Source organism: Bacteroides faecis (assembly GCF_020091505.1).
Lineage (GTDB): Bacteria > Bacteroidota > Bacteroidia > Bacteroidales > Bacteroidaceae > Bacteroides > Bacteroides faecis.
Genome location: NZ_CP081916.1, coordinates 6,189,672 through 6,216,386 on the forward strand (window position 1 = coordinate 6,189,672; position 26,715 = coordinate 6,216,386).

The following is a 26,715-nucleotide window of genomic DNA, read 5'->3' on the forward strand; positions in this document are numbered from 1 at the left end:
TACATTTACTTTTCGATTCTTTCCACAATTTCGCGTGTGAAAGCGGTAGTAGACAGGGAGGTACCTCCCGGCATAAAGCGAGCCAGATCGTGCGTGGCACGGGCATCGAGGAAACTTTGTTCCAAAGCCTTTTCGATAAGGACAGCCGCTTCTTTCCATCCCAGATATTCAAGCATCATCACTGCCGAAAGAATAATAGAACAAGGATTCACGATGTCCTTTCCGGCAATGTTCGGGGCAGTTCCATGCGTCGCTTCAAAAATGGCATGCCCCGTTTTATAGTTGATATTTGCTCCCGGAGCAATGCCGATGCCGCCTACCATTGCAGCCAACTGGTCGGAAACGTAGTCTCCGTTCAGGTTCAGGGTAGCTATCACGGAATATTCCTCGGGAATCAGTAACGTATTTTGCAGGAAAGCGTCGGCGATGCAGTCCTTTATCACCAGTCTGCCGTCTGCCAGAGCATCGCCAAACTCACGTTGCGCCAGTTCATAGCCCCATTTTTTGAAGCCTCCTTCGGTGAACTTCATAATGTTTCCCTTGTGCACCAAAGTCACAGAAGGCAGGTGATGGTCGAGGGCATACTGACAAGCGGCCCGCACAAGGCGTTCCGTGCCTTCACGGGAAACAGGTTTCACTCCAAAAGAAGAGGTCTCCGGGAAACGGATTTTCGTCACTCCCATCTCATTTTTCAGAAACTGACAGAACTTTTCTGCTTCGGGAGTACCTGCCTCCCACTCGATGCCTGCATAGATATCTTCCGTATTTTCACGGAACACGCACATATTCACCTTTTCCGGAGCTTTCACCGGAGAATGAACGCCTTGATACCAACGAACAGGACGCAGACAGACATACAAATCCAACGTTTGGCGCAAAGCTACGTTCAAAGAACGGATTCCACCGCCGACAGGAGTTGTCAACGGCCCTTTGATGCCAATCAGATATTCCTGAAAAGCCTTCATCGTTTCATCCGGCAACCACGAACCTGTCTCGTTAAAAGCGCGTTCGCCCGCCAGCACTTCTTTCCATTCAATCCGGCGTTTGCCACCGTATGCTTTCTGAACAGCCGCATTCACAACGGCTTGCATCGACGGAGTCACTTCGGCTCCTACTCCATCTCCGGTAATATAAGGTACGACAGGCACATCGGGCACTAAAAGCGTACCATCTTTTTGCATGGTTATTTTGCTCATTTCTATCTTTTTAATTATCTGGCATTCAATGCAGAACCGGCACGGAACCAAGCGATCTGCTGTTCGTTGTATGTATGTTGCGCTTCAAAACTCTCTTTCGTGCCGTCTTCGTGATGAAGAACGATGGTCAGATTGCGCCCCGGTGCAAAATCTATCAGGCCAATGACCGAAAGGAGGTCGTGCTCCTGTATCTTGTCATAATCCGCTTTGTCTGCAAACGTAAGAGCAAGCATACCCTGCTTTTTCAGGTTCGTTTCGTGAATACGGGCGAAGCTCTTGGCAAGAATCACACGCACATTGAGGAAACGGGGCTCCATAGCGGCATGCTCGCGACTGGAACCTTCGCCATAATTTTCTTCGGCCACGACGATAGAAGGCACTCCTTCGGATTTATACATTTTGGCTGTGCCGGAAACGGTCCCGTATGTATTTGTCGAACGGTTCCACACGTTATTGGTCTCTCCATTGAACGCATTCACGGCTCCCATCAACATATTATCCGAAATATTCTCCAGATGTCCGCGGAAACGCAGCCACGGCCCTGCCATCGAAATATGGTCGGTAGTGCATTTGCCCTGCGCCTTAATCAGCAGAGGCATATTGAGTATATCTTGTCCGTCCCACGCCGGGAAAGGAGTCAGCAATTGCAGGCGCTGCGATTCCGGGTTGACATTGATCGCTGTTTTTGCTCCACCGGGAGCGATATAGCCTTCATCACCGGAAGCAAAGCCTCTTAATGGAAGCTCGTCTCCTACCGGTTCTGTCAGTTTCACTTTCTCGCCGTCATGGTTCATAAGCCTGTCTTTCAAAGGATTGAAGCATAAGTCACCGGCAATTGTCAGTGCCATCGTCAGTTCGGGAGAAGCGACAAAGGCATACGTATTCGGATTGCCGTCCGCACGCTTGGCAAAGTTACGGTTGAAGGAAGTAACAATTGAATTCTTTCGCGTCGGGTCGTCCGTGTGGCGTTTCCACTGACCGATGCAAGGTCCGCAGGCATTTGCCATAATGACGGCTCCGATTTCCGTAAAGGTATCCATCATTCCGTCTCTTTCGGCAGTAGCGCGTATTTGTTCGGAACCCGGATTGATGATCAGCGGAGCAGCTACACTCAGATTCTTTTCCTTTACTTGCTTTGCCAACGAAGCGGCACGGCTCAAGTCCTGATAAGAAGAGTTGGTACACGAACCGATCAGTCCGACTTCCATTTTACGCGGATAGCCATTCAGCAATACTTTTTCTGCAAATTCAGAGATAGGTGTAGCAGCGTCCGGTGTGAAAGGTCCGTTGATGTAAGGTTCAAGCGTGGACAAATCGATGTCGATGACACGGTCGTAGTACTTATCCGGTTCATCCGTTACTTGCTCATCCGCACGGAGTTCACAGTCAACGGCCTCTGCCAGTTCCACGACACGATCTCTGCCGGTAGCCCTCAGATAAGTAGCCATGCGCCCGTCGAACGGGAAAAGTGAAGTGGTAGCTCCCACTTCGGCACCCATATTGCAAATGGTCGCTTTGCCGGTAGCCGACAAAGAAGCCGTTCCCGGTCCGAAATATTCGATGATGGAATTGGTTCCTCCTTTTACGGTCAGAATCCCCGCGAGTTTCAGAATCACATCTTTCGGGGAAGTCCAGCCACTCAGTTTTCCGGTCAGGCGGACACCGATTATTTTCGGCATTTTCAGCTCCCACTCCATGCCCGTCATCACGTCTACGGCATCCGCGCCGCCTACGCCGATAGCTACCATGCCCAGTCCTCCGGCATTCGGAGTATGTGAGTCGGTTCCCACCATCATTCCACCGGGAAAAGCGTAATTCTCGAGCACTACCTGGTGAATGATGCCGGCCCCCGGTTTCCAGAAACCGATACCGTAGCGAGAGGATACATCGCGCAAAAAGTCGTAAACTTCTTCGTTTGTTTTAGTTGCAGTAGCGATATCTTCTTTCGCTCCTTTGTATGCCTGTATCAAGTGATCACAGTGCACAGTGGAAGGAACAGCTACTTTTTCTTTTCCTGCATTCATGAACTGAAGCAATGCCATCTGGGCAGTCGCATCCTGCATGGCAACACGGTCGGGACGGAAATTTACATAGTCTTCACCCCGCTTGTAATTTTTCAAGTCACCCTCATTGAATAAGTGAGCATACAGAATTTTCTCGGCTAACGTCAAAGGCCGTTTCAAAACAGCCCGTACGTGTTCTACTTTTCCTTTATAAGCAGAATAAAAAGCCTCTAACATAGTCAAATCATACACCATATTGCTTTTGTTTTTTTAGTCTATCTATAAAAATAACGAACGGCATTCGAGGAATGTTTAACAAAATGAAATATATTTTCGTCTCAGGAAGAAGATTTATTACCTTTGCACCTATTATGAGTAATCATCCGAAAAGTCCAATCATCGACCTTCAACAACAGCAACTCCTGCTACGCATGGAGTATGAATACGAAAAGGAGGAATTCAAGCGGCAGACTGAAACAATGGGAGTCGCCCGCAAAGTAAAACGTGGTCTTTGTTGGTATCCCGCCTCTCCCGGTCGAAGTTACTACAATTCTCTGAATCAACTTGTAATAGATATTACACGAACCGAAAATAAAGAAATCGAGCACTCCTTCGAATTCGGTCGTCCCGTCTGTTTTTTCCGGCAGTCCTTTGATGGAAAAGTGAGTTATATGAATTTCATTGCAACGGTCAGTTATGCGGACGAAGAGCGGATGGTAGTCGTACTTCCCGGAGCAGGCGCGTTGATGGAACTGCAGACAGAAGATGTGCTGGGAGTACAACTTTATTTCGATGAAACTTCTTATCGTGCCATGTTCGAAGCACTGGAAGATACCATCCGTGCCAAAGGAAACCGCCTTGCCGATCTACGGGATACATTGCTGGGAACACAAAAACCCGGATTTCGTGAATTGTACCCCGTCCGCTTTCCGTGGCTCAACAGTACGCAGGAAACGGCTGTAAATAAAGTATTATGTACGCGCGATGTCGCCATTGTCCACGGTCCTCCGGGAACCGGAAAGACTACCACTCTCGTGGAAGCGATTTACGAAACGCTTCACCGCGAACCGCAAGTGCTGGTCTGCGCTCAAAGTAATACTGCTGTGGACTGGATCTGCGAGAAACTGGCAGACCGGGGAGTAGCCGTACTTCGTATTGGCAACCCCACGCGTGTAAACGACAAAATGCTCTCTTCTACCTACGAACGCTGCTTTGAAAGCCATCCGGCATACCCCGAACTCTGGGGAATCCGTAAATCAATCCGTGAAATGGGTAGCCGGATGCGTCGGGGAAGTTATTCCGAAAGGGAAGGTATGCGCAGCAGAATGAGCCGTCTCCGCGACCGTGCCACGGAACTGGAAATCTTAATCAATGCCGATCTTTTCGACAGTGCCCGTGTGATAGCTTCTACTCTGGTCAGCAGCAACCATCGTTTGCTCAACGGACGGCGCTTTCCCACTCTGTTTATAGATGAAGCCGCCCAGGCACTCGAAGCTGCCTGTTGGATCGCCATCCGGAAAGCGGACCGCGTAATCCTTGCCGGAGATCATTGCCAACTTCCTCCTACAATCAAATGTATCGAAGCTGCCCGTGGCGGACTGGATCACACTTTGATGGAAAAAGTCGTGCAGCAAAAACCTTCTGCCGTTTCGCTGCTCAAAGTGCAATACCGGATGCATGAGGCAATCATGCGCTTTCCTTCCGAATGGTTCTACAACGGGGAACTGGAAGCCGCACCGGAAGTGCGCAACCGGGGTATTCTTGATTTCGACACTCCCATGAACTGGATAGATACCTCGGAAATGGATTTCCATGAGGAATTTGTAGGCGAAAGTTTCGGACGCATCAACAAGCAGGAAGCCAACTTATTGCTGCAGGAACTGGAAGCTTATATTAACCGGATCGGCAAAACACGCATATTGGACGAGCGTATCGACTTCGGTCTGATTTCTCCCTACAAGGCACAAGTGCAATACTTAAGAAGCAAAATCAGAGGAAACAGCTTTCTACGCCCTTTTCGCAGCCTCATCACAGTCAATACGGTCGATGGCTTTCAAGGGCAGGAACGGGATGTCATCTTTATCAGCCTCGTACGGGCAAACGAAGATGGACAGATCGGCTTTCTCAATGATTTAAGACGAATGAATGTTGCCATTACCCGCGCCCGGATGAAACTTGTAATTCTGGGAGATGCAACGACTCTTGCCCAACATCCATTCTACCGTAAACTGATGCAATATATCCGTCAGTCCGGAACCCCTGTTTGAGCTCCATACTGTACGGAAATGAAGAATGAAGAATTGGCTGCGCTATCACGCTGCAAAGTAATTCTTCATTCATCATTCAAAACCGTACCGAAAGAAACAAACTGAAAACGACCGGGATTTCGGATTGATCCCCTATTTCATATAGAGAAATCAACGGGTCCGAGTTGCTTCTACATAAAGAGTTTTTCGGGCATTCTATTGTCATCTGTCAGCTTTTAGTGTTTAAACATCTACAAAACAGGCGTTTATATCATGACAATAAGACCTGATAATAAGGCTGACAGTAGAAAAACAGGCGTTTTATTGTCAGCCCATTACCCAAAGATAAATCCTGCAATTTAAATATCCTCTCCTTCTCCTTGTATTTTTTGAGCGCTCACTTTGCTCATGACAACCAATCAAAGCAGTTGTGCCATACCGGTAAAACAGTTGTGCCAACGTAGTGACACAACCGTGCCAACACGATGGCACAACTGTGCCAAGCCTTTGGCACAACCGTTTCCAATAGAAGAAACAACAGTTCCAAGCAAGGAAACGACAATTCCATAAACACGAAACAGCAGCTTTCTACAGATGAGCAAGCAAAAACATCCGCCCTGTCATTTATCCCCTTCAAGATTCGCAAGAATAAGAGAAATCATTGATGCCTCCTATCAGAATTGAAAAAAGAGGCTGACAATAAAACGCCTGTTTTTCTATTGTCAGCCTTATTATCAGGTCTTATTGTCATGATATAAACGACTGTTTTGTAGATGTTTAAATACTAAAAGCTGACAGATGACAATAGAATCTACTTAATTCTCGAATGTATATGTCTCCTACAATAGATGTTTTTAACTTCTGATTTGTAACAAAAGGATACGAAGGACTAATATACTCACCTACCACCTCCCCCTACGATCAGGAAGCGGTCTTTTCCTGAATTGTTTCGATAAAAAAAGAAGCCCCCTTTCTCACGAAAGAGGACCCCTATTTACAAACAAAACAAACAATGTTATTTTCCCACTAAATTCTGCTCCAAAAGTTTTTTTAAACACGTTTTAACGCATGTTCATTCCTGCTACAGAATGAAACTTCTGCATCATACCAACGAATTACTAATGGAGCACGAAATATTAAAAGGACTTGAAATGGTATTATTTCTACTATTCGGTAGAGAATAACTTAAATATCTTTTGATGTAACATTCTGATATACTACTTATTAAAGAAGAAATTTTCTGCATACATATCAATCTTCTGAAAGTAAAAAGTGTCTTCATTGCCTTTTCTGTTTTATTTGTTGGCGTAAAGGTAATAATAAATGCTCTTTTTTACCTACATTATCAGTGTCTTTTAATCTTTTTTCTTCTTTTACCCCTTTTCTATCGTTTTAAAAAGTGATATTTACATAGAAAAGGCAGGAAAATACGATTTTCCCGCCTTTTGAAAAGCTTATATAATAAGTCTGATTAGTTATTTTCCGGACGAAGTTTGCGAACTGTTACAGCAGTCTGCCACATTTCGCTTTCGCGCAATGCTTTCAGTTCTTCTTCCAGTTTCTCACGATAATCCGGTTTAGAGTTGGAGTCGATTGAAATCTGCGCTTCGTTACCAGTCTTTACACTGTGATACAATTTTTCAACTACCGGTTTGATAGCGTCATGGAACGGGCCCATCCAGTCGAGAGCACCACGTTGAGCTGTAGTAGAGCAGTTAGCGTACATCCAGTCCATACCATTCTTTGCGAACAACGGCATCAGTGACTGAGTCAGTTCTTCTACCGTTTCGTTGAATGCTTCAGAAGGGCTGTGTCCGTTTTCACGCAAAACTTCGTACTGTGCCAACAACAAACCTTGGATTGCACCCATCAGTGAACCACGTTCTCCTGTCAGGTCGGAAGTAGCTTCACGGCTGAAAGTTGTTTCAAACAAATAACCTGAACCGATACCGATACCCAGTGCAATTGTTCTGTCCATTGCATTGCCTGTTGCATCCTGATAGATAGCGTAAGAAGAGTTCAAACCGCGACCTTCGAGGAACATGGTACGCAAAGAAGTACCCGAACCTTTAGGAGCCACCATAATCACGTCGATATCTTTTGGAGGAACTACACCTGTGCGATCACTCCATGTGATAGCGAAGCCATGAGAGAAATAAAGAGCTTTTCCGGCAGTCAGGTAAGGTTTGATAGTTGGCCATACAGACATTACTGCCGCATCAGACAACAAACACATAACGACTGTACCTTTCTCACAAGCCTCTTCAATGCCGAATAAAGTTTCACCCGGAACCCATCCGTCAGCTACTGCTTTATCGTATGTTTTACCCGGACGCTGACCAACGATTACATTAAAACCGTTATCACGCAGATTCAATGCTTGTCCAGGACCTTGTACACCGTAACCGATTACAGCGATTGTTTCATTTTTTAATACTTCACGAGCCTTTTCCAATGGAAATTCATCACGGATTACTACGGTTTCTGTAGTACCGCCAAAATTCAACTGTGCCATTTTTTTGTTTTTTTGTTTTAAGCCTTTCTTCTTTCTCCATTACGAAAAAATAAAGAAGAGGCAAGTTATTAATTATTATAATCTTTTTAAAATCCGATTCTCCAACCTACATTAAATTGAAAAATGCTGTTATACTTCTTGCCGGAAGAGGACCATTCATCGGGATACTTCTTCCAGACATCAATCAGCCCCAAATTGTGACTTGCCGAAAGCTGAAGACCAAAGTCCCACTGATAACCGATACCGACTCCTATAGAAAAGTCAAATTTACGCATTTTGTCCAGATCTGACAATTCATCATAATCTCTTCCATCATCCCGGACTACATTAAAACCGAACTGGGGACCTGCAAATACAAACAACCCTTTGTACACATATCCTTTTGCGTAAACCGGTATACTGACGTAATCCAACTTGGTCGTATAAGAGATGTAATCAGTTGTAAACCTATTACCCAGCACCAGATAATTAACTCCTATGCCCATACCGACTCTTTCATTCCAGATAACTTCCATCCCCATACCTATATTAAATCCGGGACGCACCTTACTATTATTGTCGCTATTGGTTATATTGGATAATCCTAAACCTACTTCTGGTATAAAACTGATCTCCTGAGCACTCACTTTGAGTGCGGACAAAAGAAGCAATATGGCATACCATTTCTTCATCTCTCTGTTTGCTATTCAAACATCACTTTGGAACGGCAAACGACTTCGCTCCCGTTTTTCTTCACTTCTACATGAAACTCGTTTTCATTCGCCTCATCGCAGAAGAAAGAAAGTTCATCTCCGAAATAACTTTCAGCCACATACGCCATCTCAAACCGGCGGATGCGTTTTGTCTGATACAATTCTATCGGAAACAAGTCTAGTATATGCTCGATATAACGGATACTGTTTACATGCCCGTTAATATCTATATCACTGTATTTGGCCGTCAGCGTTGCAACAGGCTGATCACTGGTCACCTTGATACGCGAAGGCTTTTCAATCGGACAAGGCTCATCGCACACATAATCGACGATGCTCCCTCCATGCAGTGCCAACAGATCGGCAGGCTTACGGGTATTCAAATTGATCATCGCCCATACGGAACGTGCATAGCCTATCTTTTTGCCATCCTTGTCAATGATGGCAAAGTTACGGTCGGTAAACAGACGATAGACATTCTCCACCCATGTCTGAACCGAGAACTTCTCGTATTGATAAGGCATCTCATCCAATTCGATAGCCAGACGGGAAAGTACCCATGTGTAATTGTCCTCGTTCAGCGTAGCAATACCAAATCCACGGTCGCTGGCATGAAAACCTGCACAATTCAGCAGATGGTTTCCCAGCACTCCCATTGTCAGGCGTCCGTTAAAGTCCACATGAAACGGCTCTGCCACAAACTGATAGGTCCCTATTTTATTTTCTTTACTCATCACTCTTGTTGTTGTTTACTTTGCTTATACTTCGCTTCCTGTCCATCCAGAAACTCATTTACCCGCTCGAAACAACTGGTAGTAATGGCTACACGCCCCGAACGAACAAATTGCAGAACACATTTCAAAGCCCGAAGTTCTTCGTAAAGTGAAGTGATCTCTTCACTCATACCGTTTTTTTCAACGATAGAGAATACCGGATTCACTTCTACAATACGGGCATTATATCTGCGGATCACCTTAGATGCTTCCGGAGTTTCCTGAAAAGCGGGAGTAGATACCTTATATAAGGCAATCTCGTGAAAATAAATCTCGTCTTCCGTAAAATAGTGTGCCTGAATAACGTCAATCTTCTTTTCAATCTGCTTCACCACCTTCTCGATAGTGTCCCTATCGGTCCATGCGGTAATCGTATATTTATGTACACCTTTGATAGAAGAAGCAGACACGTTCAAACTCTCGATGTTTATTTGGCGGCGTGTAAATACAGCAGTTACCTGATTCAGCAATCCGGCTATATTTTCGGAATGAACTATAATTGTATATAATGTCTTATCACTCATAACTTTTTAAACTAAGAATTAACATTCCAGCAACATCTGATTTACCGAACCACCCGGAGGGGTCATCGGCAGGACATTACCTTCTTCTACCACACAAGCTTCGAGCAGGAACGGTCCGTCTGTCGACAGCATTTCGTCGATAGCCACTTTCAGTTCTTCCCGCGAAAATACACGCTTGGAAGGAATATCGTAGGCAGAAGCGATTTTCATATAATCCGGATTCAGCATCGGAGTAAACGAATAACGGCGATTAAAGAACATTGCCTGCCATTGGCGCACATTGCCGAGATAATTGTTATTCAAGCAGATAATCTTCACCGGAGCTTTCTGTTCCATGATTGTCCCCAGCTCCTGAATATTCATTTGCAGTCCGCCGTCGCCCATAAATACACATACTGTGCGATCCGGACGTCCGAAAGTAGCTCCGATAGCTGCCGGAAGACCAAACCCCATTGTGCCGAGTCCGCCCGAAGTAACGATACTACGTTCTTTGGTATATTTAAAATAACGGGCAGAAATCATCTGATTCTGACCTACATCTGTCACCAATATAGCTTCGTGCCGGGTCGCTTCGCTTACTGCGCGTACTACTTCTCCCATACTCAGAGAATCCGTTGCGGGATGAAGTTCGGGACGAATGACTTTTTCTTCCTCTACTGCCTCATATTCCTTGAAACTATCTACCCATTCGGTATGCTGATTCTTTTTCAACAGTTCGGTCACAGCGGACAATGTCTTTTTGCAGTCACCCAAAACGGCAATATCTACCTTTACGTTCTTGTTAACTTCTGCCGGATCAATATCAAAATGAATCACTTTCGCTTGTTTGGCATAAGTAGCCAGATTACCTGTTACACGATCATCAAAACGCATCCCGACAGCAATCAGTACATCACATTTGTTGGTATTGATATTGGGGCCTAAATTTCCATGCATGCCCAACATTCCTTTATTCAAGGGGTGATCAGTAGGCAATGCGGACAGTCCGAGCAAGGTACAACCTGCCGGCATATCTGCCTTTTCGATAAAGGTACGCAGTTCTTCCTGAGCATTTCCCAGTTCTACTCCCTGTCCTACTAACACAAGCGGACGTTCGGCATTATTAATCAGTTCGGCAGCAGCCTTTACCGATTCTTCGTCTGTGTCGGGAACCGGAACATAACTGCGGATAAACTCCTGCTTTGTCGGTTCATATTTCGTTTTTTCAACCTGTGCATTTTTAGCAAAGTCGAGTACCACCGGACCGGGACGTCCGCTGCTGGCAATATAAAAAGCACGTGCTATCGCCCAAGCCACGTCTTCCGCACGACGAATCTGATAGCTCCATTTAGCGATTGGCTGGGTGATACCTACCAAATCGACTTCCTGAAAAGCGTCCGTTCCGAGAAAACCTGTCCCCACCTGCCCTGCAATGACAACGATAGGAGTGCTGTCTATCATCGCATCTGCAATACCGGTGATGGTATTTGTTGCTCCGGGACCACTTGTTACCAGACAAACACCTACTTTACCCGATACACGGGCATAGCCTTGTGCCGCATGGGCAGCTCCCTGTTCATGGCGAACCAAGATATGATTCAATGTATTTTGATGGTCATACAGGGCATCGAATGTAGGCATTATGGAACCACCGGGATAACCGAAAATGGTAGTCACTCCCTGATGTTCCAGAGAACGCATCATTGCCTCTGCGCCTGTTATTAAGTCCTTACTCATAGTTTCTTAATGGATAATGGAAATTCATAATAGATAATGAAGTGGATCAATCAATTAATCTCACTGCTCCCTTATCGGCAGAGCTTACCATGCTGGCGTATGCTTTCAGACTCTTCGGCACGTAACGGTCACGAGTAACGGGAGTCATCGGACGGGCAGCCAGTTCTTCATCTGTTAGTCGCACGTTAATCGTTCGGGCGGGAATATCGATTTCAATGATATCCCCATCTACTATCTTTCCTATGTTACCTCCGGCAGCGGCTTCAGGAGAAACATGTCCGATACTCAATCCGGAAGTTCCACCACTGAAACGTCCGTCGGTAATCAAGGCACATTCTTTGCCAAGGTGACGGGATTTGATATAAGAAGTCGGGTAAAGCATTTCCTGCATACCGGGACCACCCTTCGGACCTTCGTGCGTGATGACGACAACGTCGCCGCTGACGACTCGGCCTCCAAGAATGCCTTCACAAGCTGCTTCTTGTGAGTCGAAAACTTTGGCCGGTCCGGTAAATTTCCAGATACTTTCGTCTACCCCCGCCGTTTTTACCACACAACCGTCCTGAGCAATATTTCCTTTCAATACCGCCAGACCTCCGTCTTTGCTATAAGCATGTTCCAAATCACGGATGCAGCCGCTCGCACGATCTGTATCCAGTTCCTTATAATATGCACCCTGAGAGCCAAGTACGAGATTGAATCTGTTTCCTGCCGCACTTGAATATTTCTTTATTGCTTTTTCTGTAACATGGGGGCTCGTGATTGAATATTGATCGATTGCTTCCGCCAACGACATGCCATCCACACGGAGAACAGAGGTATCAATCAGACCGCCTTTTGCCAACTCTGCTAAAATGGCAATAATACCACCTGCACGGTTAACATCTTGAATGTGATATTTTTGTGTATTCGGAGCGACTTTACACAGACAGGGTGCCTTACGTGACAGCATATCAATGTCATCCATCTTGAAATCAACTCCTGCCTCATGTGCTACAGCCAACAAGTGAAGAACTGTATTCGTAGAACCTCCCATCGCAATATCCAATGTCATTGCATTGAGGAATGCCTGACGGGTAGCAATGCTGCGGGGAAGTACGCTTTCGTCTCCTTCTTCATAATATTTCATTGCATTCTCTACAATCAATTTGGCAGCATCTTCAAATAGCTTTGTACGATTTTCGTGCGTAGCTACAATAGTTCCATTCCCCGGAAGAGCCAAACCGATGGCTTCATTCAGGCAGTTCATTGAGTTCGCCGTAAACATTCCTGAGCAGCATCCGCAAGTAGGACAAGCATTCTGTTCGATATTAGCCACTTCCTGATCACTTACGCTGTCATCTGCCGATTTAATCATAGCATCAATCAAATCCAGATGCTGGCCATTCCATTCGCCGGCTTCCATCGGTCCGCCGGATACGAATACGGTAGGGATATTCAGACGCATGGCAGCCATCAACATTCCCGGAGTAATCTTGTCGCAGTTGCTGATACATACCATTGCATCCGCCTTGTGCGCATTGACCATATATTCCACGCTATCTGCTATGATATCACGGGAAGGAAGCGAGTAAAGCATTCCATCGTGACCCATAGCGATACCGTCATCGATAGCAATCGTATTAAATTCCGCAGCGAAGCATCCCAGCTTCTCAATTTCAGCCTTTACCAACTGCCCGATCTCATGCAGATGCACGTGTCCCGGAACGAACTGTGTAAATGAATTGACGATAGCGATAATGGGTTTTCCCATCTGATTCTTCTTCATGCCGTTGGCTGCCCATAATGCGCGGGCTCCCGCCATGCGACGGCCTTGTGTACTAAACGAACTGCGTAATTGCTTTTTCATTTCAATCTATCTTTTAATTAAAGAGCCTCCCTCACATCAGTGAGAAAGGCTCTAAATTCTATCTTTTATGGTACGAATACATACACAAAACCTTTCTCACGCTCTTGATGGCACCACCACGACGCGAATAATATGCAGAACTGCTAGGTTAATAGATGTATGTAATATATTCATATCTTCTTTTCTTTGTTTTCGTGCTGCAAAGGTAAGGGCTTTTTTATTATCTCCAAACAAATCGAAGAAAAAAATCACTAAAAAGCGAATAATCGTAAGAAAAGAGCGGTAATAAACCTAAATTTTATCACTTAAAGGTTGAATTTGCAACTATCAGTTAGTAGAGAAGGACTGTCCATTTCTTACAAAAGCGCTTAATAATCTGAAATTTACTCAGTATGCATCCGGTAGCAAGCAAATTATTCGTATCTTTGTCCACCCTAAATAAAGGGATTTATTAATTAGAAACTATAAATATCAGATGGAAACAGTAGAAAACAAGTACATCACCGTTGCATATAAGCTATATACAGTGGAAGATGGTGAAAAAGAATTGTTCGAAGAAACAAATGCAGAACATCCTTTTCAGTTCATTTCAGGATTAGGCACAACGCTCGAAAGCTTCGAGAACCAGATAACAACTCTTTCTAAGGGTGATAAATTCGATTTTACCATTCCTGCAGATAAAGCGTACGGAGCATACGATGAGCAACATGTATTCGATCTTCCTAAACATATCTTCGAAATAGATGGCAAGTTCGATAGCGAACGCGTACAAGAAGGCAGCATTGTACCTTTAATGACCGGAGATGGCCAGCGTGTAAACGCCAGCGTAGTAGAAATCCAACAGGATGTAGTAATCGTTGACCTCAACCACCCGTTGGCAGGTGCCGACCTGTTCTTTGAAGGTGAAGTCATTGAAAGCCGCCCTGCTACTAACGAAGAAATCCAGGAACTGGTGAAAATGATGAGTGGCGAAGGCTGTGGTTGCGGATGCGACAGCTGTGGAAGCGACTGTGGCGATGACTGCGGTTGCGAAGGCGGACACTGCCATTGATAAAATGAAGAACTAAAAATGAAGAATGAAGAATTAGCTGCGCAATAACTGCATAGCAATTCTTCATTCTTCATTTTTAGTTCTTCATTTCTCAGTTCTTCATTTTTAGCATCCTTTATGCGTCATAATATCAAGCACCATTTTATCCGTTTCATTCATGGCCTGCGAACCTATTCGGGTCAAATTACGGATACTTTGATCCACATCCTCATCAATAATGCCCTCTACAGAAGTTACGCAACGATCCTCCATCGCCATCATAGCAGACAATACGGCTGTCGAAACTCCTGTTGTCACTTTTAGTGCGCAACTCGGTTTGGCACCATCACAAATCATTCCCGTCAAATTGGCAATCATGTTTTGAACGGCAAAGGCAACTTGATTGTAATTTCCTCCCATCAGCCAAGTGATTCCACAACTAGATCCTGTAGCAGCTACTACGCAGCCACATAAGGCAGAAAGGCGTCCCAAACTCTGTTTGATATAGATGACTGTAAGATGACTCAACATTAAGGCACGGATCAGTTCTTCTTCGGTTTTACCATTTTCTTCGGCAAATACCACAACGGGAAGTGTAGCGGATATTCCCTGATTACCACTACCGGAGTTACTCATTACAGGAATCATTGCACCGGCCATCCGGGCGTCGCAAGCAGCTGAAGTATAAGATAGTATATGAGAAAACACACTATCTCCCATGACTTTATGTTCGTAAGTTCCCCGGAGCATCTTACCCAAAGAATGACCGTAGTTACCTTTAAAAGCCTGCTCAGCAGCAGCTTTGTTCAAACGTGCTGTATCTAGGATAAAACGGATTTCATCCAAAGGGGAGGTCAGGGCAAAATCATAGACTTTACGTAAGTTTAGTTCCAGCTGAGCTTCTTCCTCTTCCTCACTGACGGTCTGCTGCTTGTCAAGCAACACTTTCTCATCCGTAGCAATATAAACAAAAGTAGTATGTCCGCCGGCAATCACTGCCGTTGCTTTCCGACTACCGGCTTTACAGATTACTTCGATATATAGTTTCTCTGCAATATCTTCTTTTAGAGAAATACAGATTCGTTTCTCTGCGATAAACTGTTTACCCTCTTCCACCGCTTCTGGTGTGCAGTCTCTCAGCACTTCCAACTGATATTCCGATTTGCCGATCAACGCTCCTAAGGCAACAGCTATAGGAAGCCCGACCATATCCGTTCCCGGAATACCGACTCCCATCGCATTCTTCAGTATATTCGCACTCAATAATACTTCTATTTTCTCCGGTTTCATGTTGAGAGTTTCGGCAGCTTTAGCCACACAAAGTGCTACCGCAATGGGCTCCGTACATCCTATCGCCGGAATCACTTCTTTTCTGATCAAGTCTATTATTTGCTTTCTTTCCGATTCAATCATAACCTATAAGGCTTTAGTTTCCACAAAAGTAGAAAATTCTTTTTTATCAAACATCCATTAGTGAACAAATAAAATTGCATATTGTTATAAAATCCCCCAAGAACCGAACTTTAACAGTTAGAATAATAGAAAAATGAAAGCAAAACACGTTATTGCTTATTTACTGCTAGCCATTTTCTCTTCTTCTTGCATCCGCGAAGAAGCTCCCAATGCAGAGGCAGATATATTGAGTTGCAGATTGCCGGGAGCAGTCATGACAACAAGCCCGATCATCACTAATAACTCCATTAACATATTCGTAGCACCGGGAACAGACATTTCATCCCTTGCACCGGAATTTACGTTAACTCCGGGAGCTACCATCGATCCTCCCAGTGGAAGTACAAGAGATTTTCATTCGCCCCAGCCATATACTGTTACGGCTGCTGACGGCTTTTGGAAGAAGAAGTACACTGTGGCCGTCATTGATACAGAGCTTGCTACCATTTATAATTTTGAAGATACGCTCGGCGGGCAGAAATATTATATTTTTGTAGAACGGGAAGGAGAAAGAGTAGTGATGGAATGGGCAAGCGGGAGCGCCGGCTATGCGATGACCGGAGTTCCTAAAACAGCCGACGACTATCCAACCTTCCAAATTGCCAATGGAAAAAGTGGAAAATGCCTGTCCTTAGTAACTCGCAGCACCGGATTCTTTGGTAGCATAATGGGAATGCCTATCGCTGCCGGAAATTTGTTCATCGGTTCCTTCGATGTAGGAAATGCCATGAGTAACCCACTGAAAGCGACTAAATTCGGGCTTCCTTTCCGGCATGTTCCTACTTATCTGGCCGGTTATTATAAATACAAAGCCGGAGATCAGTTCACAGAAGGAGGAAAACCTGTCAGTGGCAAACGTGACATATGCGATATATACGCCATCATGTACGAGACCAGTGAATCTGTACCGACCCTCGACGGAACAAATGCCTTCACCAGCCCTAACTTGATTTCAATGGCACGCATTGATGACGCTAAAGAGACAGATGAATGGACCTACTTTAAACTTCCTTTTAATATGCTAACCGGAAAATACATTGATAAAGAAAAGCTGCTGGAAGGAAAATATAATGTAGCTATCGTATTCACATCCAGTCTGGAAGGCGATCATTTTAATGGAGCTATCGGAAGTACGCTGTTGATCGATGAGGTCGAACTCATCTATCGCTCAGAAAACTGATTTCATTCTATCCATTCTCTCATATTAGAAGAGGAGACAGAGTGACTATCTACATAATGAAATAATGAATAATTTGATAATAATAAAGATGAAAGTCCATTCCTACATATTCAGTTTACTTGCCTGCATAAGCATAGCCCTTCCCGGCTATTCGCAGGTTGACAGAAATGAAACGCTTATCCGCTCCGCTCTTCATGGGCTGGAGTATGAAATCAAAGCAGGGTTCAGCATTGGCGGCACGGCTCCGCTCCCCCTACCTGTGGAAATCCGTTCGGTTGACGGCTATAACCCGACGCTGGCTATCAGCATTGGAGGAGAAGTGACCAAGTGGTTTGCCGTTCAAAACAAACTGGGAGTAATTGTCGGATTACGGTTGGAAAATAAAGCCATGACAACAGAAGCCACCGTAAAAAACTATAATATGGAAATTCTGGGACAAGGAGGAGAAAGAATCAGCGGTGTCTGGACAGGAGGAGTAAAAACCAAAGTCCACACTTCCGGACTGACAATTCCTCTAATGGCTACTTACAAGTTGAGCAACCGTTGGAATATTAAAGCCGGACCTTATTTTTCGTATCTGCTTTCAAGAGAGTTTTCGGGACACGTATATGAAGGATATTTGCGTGAAGGTGACCCGGTAGGCCCCAAAGTAGAATTTACGGATGGTAAAATCGCAACTTATGACTTCTCGGACGACCTGAGACATTTTCAGTGGGGAATGCAAGTAGGAGTCGGATGGAGAGCATTTAAACATCTGAATATATATGCAGACCTCACATGGGGATTGAATGATATCTTCAAGAATGATTTCCAGACAATAACCTTTGCCATGTATCCGATCTATTTAAATATCGGCTTCGGATATGCTTTCTAAATAATAAAAAAGCCAGGCACGGAATTACGCGGATTAACACGTTTTTTAGTTACTCAATTCTTAAAACTGTGAAATCCGCGTAATTCATACCTACAATCTTATTTGAACCCCTGCCGGATCAGTCCTTACCGGATTCTTCTACCTGCTTCACACCGAAGAAAGTAACTTTCACGGTTTGCTGTAACGCAGGCACTTTTACCTGAATATTCATCGAAGCATCTCCATTTTGAACCGTCCCTTCTATCGTAGTAGCGCAGGTCCCCAAACTAGCAGCATCTCCCTGAAAAATCAAGTCCTGCTGTCCTGTAAACGTTGAAACGTCAGTTGCCTTTTTCACCGTACACTTATCTATTACGATATCACCGAACTTCAAGATGTTTCCGTTTATAAACAGTTCAAAATCCTTCAGTTCCATCTTCACTTCCGTATTGCTGACCTGCGAGAAAGTGATGAATTTGGGAAGTCCGTCAGCAATCACTATTTCCTGGCCAGAGCCATCCGGTATCATTGAAATATCAAGATTACCCCAATATGTCCCTACCACATCGGGAGCAGTTATTACCGCCTCTTCTTCCGGAGGAGTCGTTTCATCATTGACCGTATTATCATCATCGCTGCTACAAGCCGCCAAAAGAGAGACAGAGCATACCAATGCCCACAAATACAATAGATTCTTTTTCATAAATTTCCGGTTTAGTTAGTAAATAATCGTCATTTATAAACTAAAAAGAGGAAAAAAGGTTCAATTTGCTTCCTTTTCCGAAGATATTTTGAATTCACAACCTTCTTATCGAAAACTTTGTTATATTTGCATAGAGTAATTTTAAAAAAGCCACAACTATGTTTAATTCATTTGGCAACATCTTTCGACTCACCAGCTTTGGCGAGTCTCATGGAAAAGGAGTTGGGGGAGTAATTGACGGATTTCCTTCCGGAATAACGATTGACGAAGAATTTGTACAACAAGAACTAAATCGACGCCGCCCGGGACAATCCATCCTCACCACAGCACGCAAAGAAGCGGATAAAGTGGAGTTTCTTTCAGGCATCTTCGAAGGTAAATCAACCGGATGCCCTATCGGATTTATCGTATGGAATGAGAATCAGCATTCCAATGACTACAATAACCTGAAAGAGGTATATCGCCCTTCACACGCGGATTATACCTATAAAGTAAAGTATGGTATCCGTGACCATCGCGGTGGCGGACGTTCATCCGCCCGTGAAACGATCTCACGCGTAGTAGCCGGTGCATTGGCTAAATTAGCCCTTCGCCAGTTAGGAATCAGCATCACAGCCTACACATCGCAAGTAGGTGCCATCAAATTGGAAGGCACTTATTCCGATTATGATCTCGACTTGATAGAAACAAACGACGTACGCTGTCCGGACCCTGAAAAGGCGAAAGAAATGGCAGACCTTATATACAAGGTAAAAGGCGAAGGCGACACTATCGGAGGTACGCTGACTTGTGTCATCAAAGGATGCCCTATCGGACTGGGTCAACCTGTATTCGGCAAGCTTCACGCAGCTCTGGGCAATGCCATGTTAAGTATCAATGCCGCCAAAGCCTTCGAATATGGAGAAGGATTCAAGGGATTGAAGATGAAAGGTTCCGAACAGAACGACGTTTTCTACAATAATAACGGACGAATAGAAACGCATACCAACCACTCCGGAGGTATTCAGGGGGGAATCAGTAACGGACAGGATATTTACTTCCGTGTGGTATTCAAACCGATAGCTACCTTATTGATGGAACAGGAAACGGTGAATATTGACGGTGTAGATACCACGCTGAAAGCCCGCGGACGTCATGACGCCTGTGTACTGCCACGTGCCGTGCCTATCGTAGAAGCAATGGCTGCCATGACCATACTTGATTATTATCTGTTGGATAAAACAACGCAGCTTTAAATCTCATTCTTATGAACGAAATTCAAAAATACATCGCAGCGAACGAACCGAAAATAATGGAGGACTTGTTCAGCCTCATCCGTATCCCCAGTATCAGTGCCTTGCCGGAACATCACGATGATATGCTTGCATGTGCACAACGCTGGGCACAACTATTGCTCGAAGCCGGAGCAGACGAAGCATTGGTAATGCCTTCCAAAGGTAATCCGATTGTTTTCGCGCAAAAGATCGTGGACCCCAATGCCAAAACGGTATTAGTCTACGCCCATTACGACGTAATGCCTGCCGAGCCGTTGGAATTATGGAAAAGCCAGCCATTCGAGCCCGAAATACGGGACGGGTACATTTGGGCGCGCGGCGCGGACGATGACAAGGGACAATCCTTTATTCAGGTCAAAGCCTTTGAATATCTCGCCAAGAACGAACTTCTAAGAAACAACGTCAAGTTTATCTTCGAAGGAGAAGAAGAAATCGGTTCGCCCAGTCTGGAAGCTTTCTGTGAAGAGCATAAAGAGCTATTGAAAGCAGACGTCATTCTGGTTTCGGATACCAGTATGCTGGGTGCCGAACTTCCGTCACTAACCACTGGCCTGCGTGGTCTGGCTTACTGGGAAATAGAAGTAACCGGTCCGAACCGTGACTTACATTCGGGACACTTCGGAGGAGCAGTAGCCAATCCGATCAATGTGCTTTGCGAAATAATCAGTAAAGTGACAGATAAAGACGGAAGAATAACCGTTCCCGGATTCTACGATGACGTAGAAGAGGTACCGCAAGCAGAAAGAGAGATGATCGCTCATATTCCTTTCGATGAAAAGAAATACAAAGAAGCGATCGGAGTAAAAGAACTCTTTGGAGAAAAGGGATACAGCACACTGGAACGCAACAGTTGCCGCCCGTCTTTCGATGTATGCGGCATTTGGGGAGGATATACAGGTGAAGGTTCCAAAACAGTCCTTCCTTCAAAAGCATATGCGAAAGTTTCCTGCCGACTGGTTGCACATCAGGATCATCACAAGATTTCGCAGATATTTGCAGATTACATCGCGCATATTGCTCCTGATACCGTACAGGTAAAAGTAACTCCGATGCACGGAGGACAGGGGTATGTTTGCCCAATCTCCCTCCCAGCTTATCAAGCTGCGGAAAAAGGTTTCGAAATAGCTTTCGGTAAAAAGCCACTGGCAGTGCGCCGTGGTGGAAGCATTCCTATCATCTCAACATTTGAACAAGTATTGGGTACTAAAACGGTACTGATGGGATTCGGGCTTGAATCAGATGCGATCCATTCACCGAATGAGAACTTCTCGCTGGACATTTTCCGAAAAGGAATTGAGGCAGTGGTTGAGTTCCATCAAGAATATGCGAAAAAATAAATAAGCCGCAAAGGTGTAAAATAAAAGAACGGTAGACAGGTTGATGATCTCATCACTTCTCTACCGTTCTTTTTATTCAGAAAAAGGTATTTATTCAGAAAAAATCCAAGTTACTTCTATTTGAGTTAAAAAAGCCTGCGAATGGAATAAAATAAGACGTATTATTTGCTTTTCAAAATGCCTTTCGTTATTTTTGTATATAAGATTCATTAAAGTAAAGGAGGGCAAATGCGTATGAAACAAAAAGTTAGCATATCATCGCTTCCAATTCATTGGGGAATCCTCATTCTGCTGATTTTTATTCCGCAGCTACTCTCCGCACAAGAAAATAATGACAGTATACGCATAGCCCGTGACAGTGTATCAATGGAGCCAGAAAGCGTGTTACAACGTTCTACACTTGAAATTTTTCCAGAAAAGAGCACTACATATTCTTTATATCCAGCCAGACAGTCAGAACATATGCCCCGTTTTTCACTGAAAAGAGACATTAGCCTGCCTTATCAGACTAATCCTTCCCTTCTTTTCAGAGGTGATTACCGCACAGACGGGATATTGCATCAATTCGCCCACGGGGCAGTGTTCGGCTCCGGGAGTCAGACAAGCATGGCAGGTATCGGGCGTTTCAATAATGCTTCGCTAGGTTATCAGCACATTTTCAATGAACAATTTGAGTTGCAGGTCCGTGCTAATGCGATGAAGATCAATATGTCCCACATCACCGGACAGGCTTTCAGTACTTCGGGCGCCTTTCTTTATCATCCTTCCGATCGTGTCACTTTCAAAGTGTTCGGTTCATACGACATCGGAAACTCTTATGGCATGAGTACCCATAGCTACGGCGCTACCATGTCCGTTGATATGTCCGACCGTTTTGGAATGGAAATGGGAGTACAGCGATATTACGATGCAATGAGCGGACGTTGGGAAACGGTTCCTGTCATGATCCCCTACTATCATTTCAACAAGTTCACATTGGGTCTGGATGTAGGCGGCATACTATACGAGATTCTCCGTGATGTCGTCTTTGATAAAAACAGAGGTATAGGCGGTCCGACGATCGGACCACCCCGCATGCATATACCTATACGGTAAAATCGCTATCGCCAACTTATTTCAGATAATCATTCACATCCAGCAATTTATATTCGGGCGAACATTCAAACAAGTAGTTCAAAAGATTCATATGTGCCGCACCAAAGATCACAAGTATCCGCCTGGCTGATTTTGGCGTACGCTGGATATTCCGGAATATTCTCAGGTTGCGGTTGAACCATCTTCCTGATTCAAAATCGGTTCCTGTATAATCTCCCTTGTCAGATTCATACTTAAAGTGTCCGATAAGATAGTTACCCAAGTCCTTTTTAATATGTTCGGGGTCATTAAGATGTATCAGTTGGGGAAGTATTCCTTTTTGCTTGAATATGGGCTGGTCTTCGAAATATAAAGAAGAGTCGGGAGAATGCACAAAACTCTCTTCAAAATCCTGATATTGTTTCGTGCTATCGTCTTCCAGTAATTCTTCGATACGAGCAGTCTGTGTTCCCCGTGCATCTGCACAATAAATCTTTGCATGACACAATTTTGCTATCCTGAAACCAAGCTGTTGCACTTCACTTTTCGAAAGTTTATGTTTTCCGGCAAGGTATGCCTTAAAAAGATTATCAACCTTTGGCTGTCCGGTTACAGGATGCTCAATGACAATTGCATCCGGCCTGAACTTCGCCAGTTTATTCGCTATTAACTCTATTTCTTTCTGATAAACAGGCGATAATACATCAATCTGATCCTCTTCGGATATTTGCTGCATATCGAGGTTCGGAAAGTCAAAGTGAAAGACTCCCAGTGTCAGAACTTCTGTTTGCTGAGCATATCCTTTCAGGTAAAATATGCACGCCATGATAAAAAACAATGTAACTTTATTCATTGTATTTGTTTATATGTTTGATGCTCAAAGTTAATAAACTTTTTTCAAACAACAGACATTAAGCTAATTTAAGTATAATCATTGCAGTCATTTTCATTTTATGTCGTCAAAAAGAAAAAGAAGCAGCATGATAAAAGAATACGCAAAACAAATGGTAAGCCTTCTCTTTCTATTGTCAGGGATTGCATTATCAAGTTCGGCACAAAAGCAGCAAGTATGGAAGCCGTTTTATGACAAATGCCGGCGGGAAAAAAGTATCATTGATGCCATTCCCACTGAGCTGGAAAAAGCCTTGCATTGGTCGCCTACTATAAATAAGGAACAAAAAGCCGTCATACGCTATATTTTATGGAATATGATCTATGTAGAAGGAAACAGCATAAATATGGGAGAAAATAACGACGTTCCTGTTACTGTAGGCTCTTTCTTTATCAATCGATATGAGGTCAGCCAAGATGAATGGTATGTGATTATGGGAAACAACCCTTCCAATCAGCACAAACGCGATTTTCCGGTAGACCAGATCAACTGGTATGATGCCCGTCGCTTCACTCAAAGGCTATCCGAACTGAGCGGGTTACCCTTCCGGCTACCCTTCGAAGCGGAATGGGAATATGCGGCACGTGGAGGACTGAATACAAAGAATTTTATCTATTCCGGCAGCAATAATCCGGAACAGGTAGCCTGGTTTAGAGAAAAATATAATAATAACTATGTATCCAAAGAGACAGGAAGAAAAGAGCCAAATGAACTTGGACTTTATGACATGAGCGGGAATGTATATGAATGGTGCATGGACTGGTACGATAAAAAAGTTCCTTTTACCGGAAACATCGATCCCGATTTAGGTGGAAAGGACATGCATAAGGTTTTGCGAGGAGGCAGCTATTACACTATTGAGAAATATTGCAAAATAACCAATCGCTATGGAGTAAATCCGCAACGATGGGATATTGACTATGGATTACGGCTAGTAATCCCCTCTCCGGTACAGTAAATCAAAGTAAAATACCCACGAGCACCTTTGAAAGAATACTCCCAAAAGAATCTTTCAGGCTGGCTTAGCAACAATTCTTCTTTTATTTGCTTTTCTTTATTCGTCCCACAATTGTTTTCCTTTCGTTCCACAGCTATGGAACGAAGCGGAAACAGTTGTGGAACTAAAAGACAACAACTGTGGAACGAATAAGAATCAGTATAAAAAAAACTAAAATATGCGATAAAGGAAAGTTTTACTCAAAGCTCTTCCGATACGTACATCCATTCCTCCATTCCGAACATCCGTAAGCCGTCTTTCCTTTAATGACAGTGCCTTTGCCACAAAGCGGACAAGGCTGACCGACCAAAGCATCAGTATGGTCAGGTGCAGAAGAAGCAGTAGCAGCAGCCGGTGCAGGGACAGAAGGCGATTTACCCGTTTCTTTCGATTCAGTTTTCGGCTTCTTCTCTTTGGGAGCGCTTGCCTTACGCTCGCGCTTTTTAGGTTCTTTCTTTGCTTTTTCTTCTGTCTGGGCAACCGCTTCCTGAATAGTAATACGCCGGTTTGTATTGTCAGAAAGTACGCTCATCACAATTTCCGACACCATTTGCTTCAGTTCTTCCAAAAACTGGCGGGCATCGTATGTTTTCTTTTCGATCTCACGTAATTTCTTTTCCCAGATACCGGTCAGTTCCGCTGATTTCAACAGTTCTTCGTGAATAATCTGCACCAGCTCTACTCCTGTAGGGGTAGCTATCAGGTTCTTTCTTTCCTTGCGGATATAGTTTCGCTTGAACAACGTCTCGATAATGGCGGCACGGGTAGACGGGCGACCGATGCCATTCTCCTTCAAAGCATCACGGAGTTCGTCATTATCTACCAACTTTCCGGCTGTCTCCATGGCACGAAGCAAGGTTGCTTCCGTGTAAGGTCTGGGCGGTTGTGTCCACTTCTCATTCAAATCCGGGACATGAGGACCGCTTTCTCCCTTCACAAAAGCAGGAAGTACATTTTCATCCTCTTCCTCTTTTTCCTCGGAAGTATCTTTCACGTCTTTAGCAAAAACAACACGCCACCCCGGTTCCAGAATCTGTTTACCGGTCACTTTAAACTCTATCTTATCCACTTCTCCCATCACGGTAGTAGTAGAAATCTTACAATCGGGATAGAACACCGCAATAAAACGACGGGCTATCAAATCATAAACACGACGCTCCATATCCGTCAGATTCTGCGCATAAACGCCTGTAGGGATAATTGCATGGTGATCTGTTACCTTCGAATTATCGAATACTTTTTTCGATTTAGGCAATGAAGCACCTGCCAGAGGAGCTGTCAGCACTTCATAATCCCGAAGGCCTTTCAATATTCCGGGACACTTGGGATAGATATCGTCACTCAGAAAAGTGGTATCGACACGCGGATAAGTGGCTACTTTCTTTTCATAAAGGGATTGAATCAGTTTCAGCGTTTCGTCGGCAGAGTAAGCAAACTTCTTATTACACTCTACCTGAAGGGAAGTCAGGTCGAACAGACGCGGAGCGTACTCCTTTCCATCTTTCTTACCGACGCTGGTGACAACAAACGGAAGATCCTTGATACGTTCTACCAAGGCTTCTCCCTCCTCCCGATTGGCAATAGGATCAATGCCGGGATTGTCTATCTTCTTCTTTCCACCGTTCTTTTCTTCTTCGGCAGCTATTTCTTCATCGCTTTTCCGGATGAGAGCAGAAAAAGTCGTATCCCGATAATTCGTTTTCAGTTCCCAGTATTGTTTCGGCTGGAAGTTAGCAATTTCCAGTTGACGATTGACAATCAATGCCAATGTAGGGGTCTGTACACGACCGATGGAAAGTACTTGTTTATTCTGACCGTATTTAATTGTGTAAAGACGGGTCGCATTCATCCCCAACAGCCAGTCCCCCATTGCACGGGAAAGTCCGGCTTCGTACAAAGACTGGAAATCCGTCTGGTCTTTCAGCTTGGCAAATCCTTCACGAATGGCTTCTTCGGTCAGTGAAGAAATCCACAAACGTTTCACCGGACAGCGGGCACCTGCCTTCTGCATCACCCAACGCTGAATCAATTCCCCTTCTTGCCCGGCATCACCGCAGTTGATAATCTCATCTGCATGCTGCATCAGTCCTTCGATAATGTGGAATTGTTTTTCGTAAGTAGGGTTATCAATCAGCTTGATACCGAAACGTGGCGGAATCATCGGTAAGCTACCCAAGTTCCATGATTTCCAGTTAGGGGTGTATTCATGCGGCTCTTTCAAGGTACAGAGATGCCCGAATGTCCAGGTCACCTGGTATCCGTTTCCCTCTATATATCCTTCTTTTCTGGTATGAGCGCCGAGTACTTCGGCTATATCACGTGCTACAGATGGCTTTTCGGCTATGCAAACTATCATTTTTTCTCTTCTTGTTTTACACTAATAGTCTACAAAGTTACACGAATATTTCT

General features: G+C 44.5%; 20 protein-coding genes. 8 read left to right on the forward strand and 12 right to left on the reverse strand.

Annotation, left to right across the window (positions count from 1 at the left end; genetic code table 11):
- Positions 1-5: 5 nt before the first annotated feature.
- Both icd and K6V30_RS24810 read right to left on the reverse strand, forming a co-directional pair.
- Positions 6-1,196 (reverse strand): NADP-dependent isocitrate dehydrogenase, encoded by a 1,191-nt coding sequence (gene icd, locus K6V30_RS24805; protein ID WP_010539298.1) that lies wholly within the window; start codon positions 1,194-1,196, stop codon positions 6-8.
- Positions 1,197-1,210: 14 nt separating this feature from the next.
- The gene (locus K6V30_RS24810) at positions 1,211-3,454 is read right to left on the reverse strand and encodes an aconitate hydratase (RefSeq protein ID WP_055271452.1); all 2,244 of its coding nucleotides are present in this window, start codon (positions 3,452-3,454) and stop codon (positions 1,211-1,213) included.
- 65 nt (positions 3,455-3,519) lie between these two features.
- Between K6V30_RS24810 and K6V30_RS24815 the strand changes: the two genes are divergently transcribed.
- A complete protein-coding gene (locus K6V30_RS24815; protein ID WP_055271454.1) occupies positions 3,520-5,466 on the forward strand; it encodes an AAA domain-containing protein in 1,947 nt (648 codons plus the stop codon).
- A gap of 1,450 nt (positions 5,467-6,916) precedes the next feature.
- Here the strand turns inward: K6V30_RS24815 and ilvC are convergent.
- The 6 genes from ilvC to ilvD all read right to left on the reverse strand — a co-directional run bounded on the left by ilvC (position 6,917) and on the right by ilvD (position 13,514).
- Entirely contained in the window at positions 6,917-7,960 is a 1,044-nt protein-coding gene (ilvC, locus tag K6V30_RS24820; RefSeq protein WP_010539301.1) for a ketol-acid reductoisomerase, read from the reverse strand.
- 86 nt (positions 7,961-8,046) lie between these two features.
- Positions 8,047-8,631, reverse strand: coding sequence for a porin family protein (locus tag K6V30_RS24825; RefSeq protein WP_010539302.1), 585 nt, complete (start codon positions 8,629-8,631; stop codon positions 8,047-8,049).
- 11 nt (positions 8,632-8,642) lie between these two features.
- Entirely contained in the window at positions 8,643-9,386 is a 744-nt protein-coding gene (locus K6V30_RS24830) for an acyl-[acyl-carrier-protein] thioesterase (protein WP_055271588.1), read from the reverse strand.
- On the reverse strand, positions 9,386-9,949 hold the full coding sequence (gene ilvN / locus K6V30_RS24835; protein WP_010539304.1) for an acetolactate synthase small subunit: 564 nt from the start codon (positions 9,947-9,949) through the stop codon (positions 9,386-9,388). Before ilvN ends, K6V30_RS24830 begins: the two co-directional genes overlap by 1 nt.
- Positions 9,950-9,967: 18 nt before the next feature.
- The gene (gene ilvB, locus K6V30_RS24840; protein WP_010539305.1) at positions 9,968-11,665 is read right to left on the reverse strand and encodes a biosynthetic-type acetolactate synthase large subunit; all 1,698 of its coding nucleotides are present in this window, start codon (positions 11,663-11,665) and stop codon (positions 9,968-9,970) included.
- A 46-nt stretch (positions 11,666-11,711) separates the two neighbouring features.
- Positions 11,712-13,514 (reverse strand): dihydroxy-acid dehydratase, encoded by a 1,803-nt coding sequence (gene ilvD / locus K6V30_RS24845; protein WP_010539306.1) that lies wholly within the window; start codon positions 13,512-13,514, stop codon positions 11,712-11,714.
- 475 nt (positions 13,515-13,989) lie between these two features.
- Here ilvD and K6V30_RS24850 point away from each other — a divergent pair, with 475 nt between their 5' ends.
- Positions 13,990-14,565, forward strand: coding sequence for an FKBP-type peptidyl-prolyl cis-trans isomerase (locus K6V30_RS24850; RefSeq protein WP_010539307.1), 576 nt, complete (start codon positions 13,990-13,992; stop codon positions 14,563-14,565).
- 105 nt (positions 14,566-14,670) lie between these two features.
- On the opposite strand, the gene K6V30_RS24855 is transcribed toward K6V30_RS24850, so the two are convergent.
- Positions 14,671-15,957, reverse strand: a complete 1,287-nt coding sequence (locus tag K6V30_RS24855) for an L-cysteine desulfidase family protein (protein ID WP_055271585.1) — start codon at positions 15,955-15,957, stop codon at positions 14,671-14,673.
- A 133-nt stretch (positions 15,958-16,090) separates the two neighbouring features.
- Here K6V30_RS24855 and K6V30_RS24860 point away from each other — a divergent pair, with 133 nt between their 5' ends.
- Both K6V30_RS24860 and K6V30_RS24865 read left to right on the forward strand, forming a co-directional pair.
- Complete coding sequence (locus K6V30_RS24860; protein ID WP_055271584.1) at positions 16,091-17,176, forward strand: PCMD domain-containing protein; 1,086 nt, start codon at positions 16,091-16,093, stop codon at positions 17,174-17,176.
- 88 nt (positions 17,177-17,264) lie between these two features.
- Positions 17,265-18,050 carry a porin family protein gene (locus K6V30_RS24865; protein WP_010539310.1) on the forward strand — a complete coding sequence of 262 codons (786 nt, stop codon included), beginning with the start codon at positions 17,265-17,267 and terminating at the stop codon, positions 18,048-18,050.
- A 118-nt stretch (positions 18,051-18,168) separates the two neighbouring features.
- Here K6V30_RS24865 and K6V30_RS24870 read toward each other — a convergent pair whose 3' ends face one another.
- Positions 18,169-18,732 carry a calycin-like domain-containing protein gene (locus K6V30_RS24870; protein WP_022301990.1) on the reverse strand — a complete coding sequence of 188 codons (564 nt, stop codon included), beginning with the start codon at positions 18,730-18,732 and terminating at the stop codon, positions 18,169-18,171.
- A gap of 158 nt (positions 18,733-18,890) precedes the next feature.
- Between K6V30_RS24870 and aroC the strand changes: the two genes are divergently transcribed.
- From aroC to K6V30_RS24885, 3 genes are all read left to right on the forward strand, one after another.
- The gene (aroC, locus tag K6V30_RS24875) at positions 18,891-19,967 is read left to right on the forward strand and encodes a chorismate synthase (protein WP_010539312.1); all 1,077 of its coding nucleotides are present in this window, start codon (positions 18,891-18,893) and stop codon (positions 19,965-19,967) included.
- An 11-nt stretch (positions 19,968-19,978) separates the two neighbouring features.
- Positions 19,979-21,343 carry a dipeptidase gene (locus K6V30_RS24880; RefSeq protein WP_022301991.1) on the forward strand — a complete coding sequence of 455 codons (1,365 nt, stop codon included), beginning with the start codon at positions 19,979-19,981 and terminating at the stop codon, positions 21,341-21,343.
- A 228-nt stretch (positions 21,344-21,571) separates the two neighbouring features.
- Complete coding sequence (locus K6V30_RS24885; RefSeq protein WP_010539314.1) at positions 21,572-22,438, forward strand: hypothetical protein; 867 nt, start codon at positions 21,572-21,574, stop codon at positions 22,436-22,438.
- A 16-nt stretch (positions 22,439-22,454) separates the two neighbouring features.
- Here the strand turns inward: K6V30_RS24885 and K6V30_RS24890 are convergent, their stop codons facing one another.
- A complete protein-coding gene (locus tag K6V30_RS24890) occupies positions 22,455-23,270 on the reverse strand; it encodes a DUF5694 domain-containing protein (RefSeq protein WP_010539315.1) in 816 nt (271 codons plus the stop codon).
- Between the two features lie 127 nt (positions 23,271-23,397).
- Here K6V30_RS24890 and K6V30_RS24895 point away from each other — a divergent pair, with 127 nt between their 5' ends.
- Positions 23,398-24,267 carry a formylglycine-generating enzyme family protein gene (locus tag K6V30_RS24895; RefSeq protein WP_010539316.1) on the forward strand — a complete coding sequence of 290 codons (870 nt, stop codon included), beginning with the start codon at positions 23,398-23,400 and terminating at the stop codon, positions 24,265-24,267.
- Positions 24,268-24,502: 235 nt separating this feature from the next.
- Here K6V30_RS24895 and K6V30_RS24900 read toward each other — a convergent pair whose 3' ends face one another.
- A complete protein-coding gene (locus K6V30_RS24900) occupies positions 24,503-26,662 on the reverse strand; it encodes a DNA topoisomerase 3 (protein ID WP_010539317.1) in 2,160 nt (719 codons plus the stop codon).
- Between the last annotated feature and the right edge of the window lie 53 nt (positions 26,663-26,715).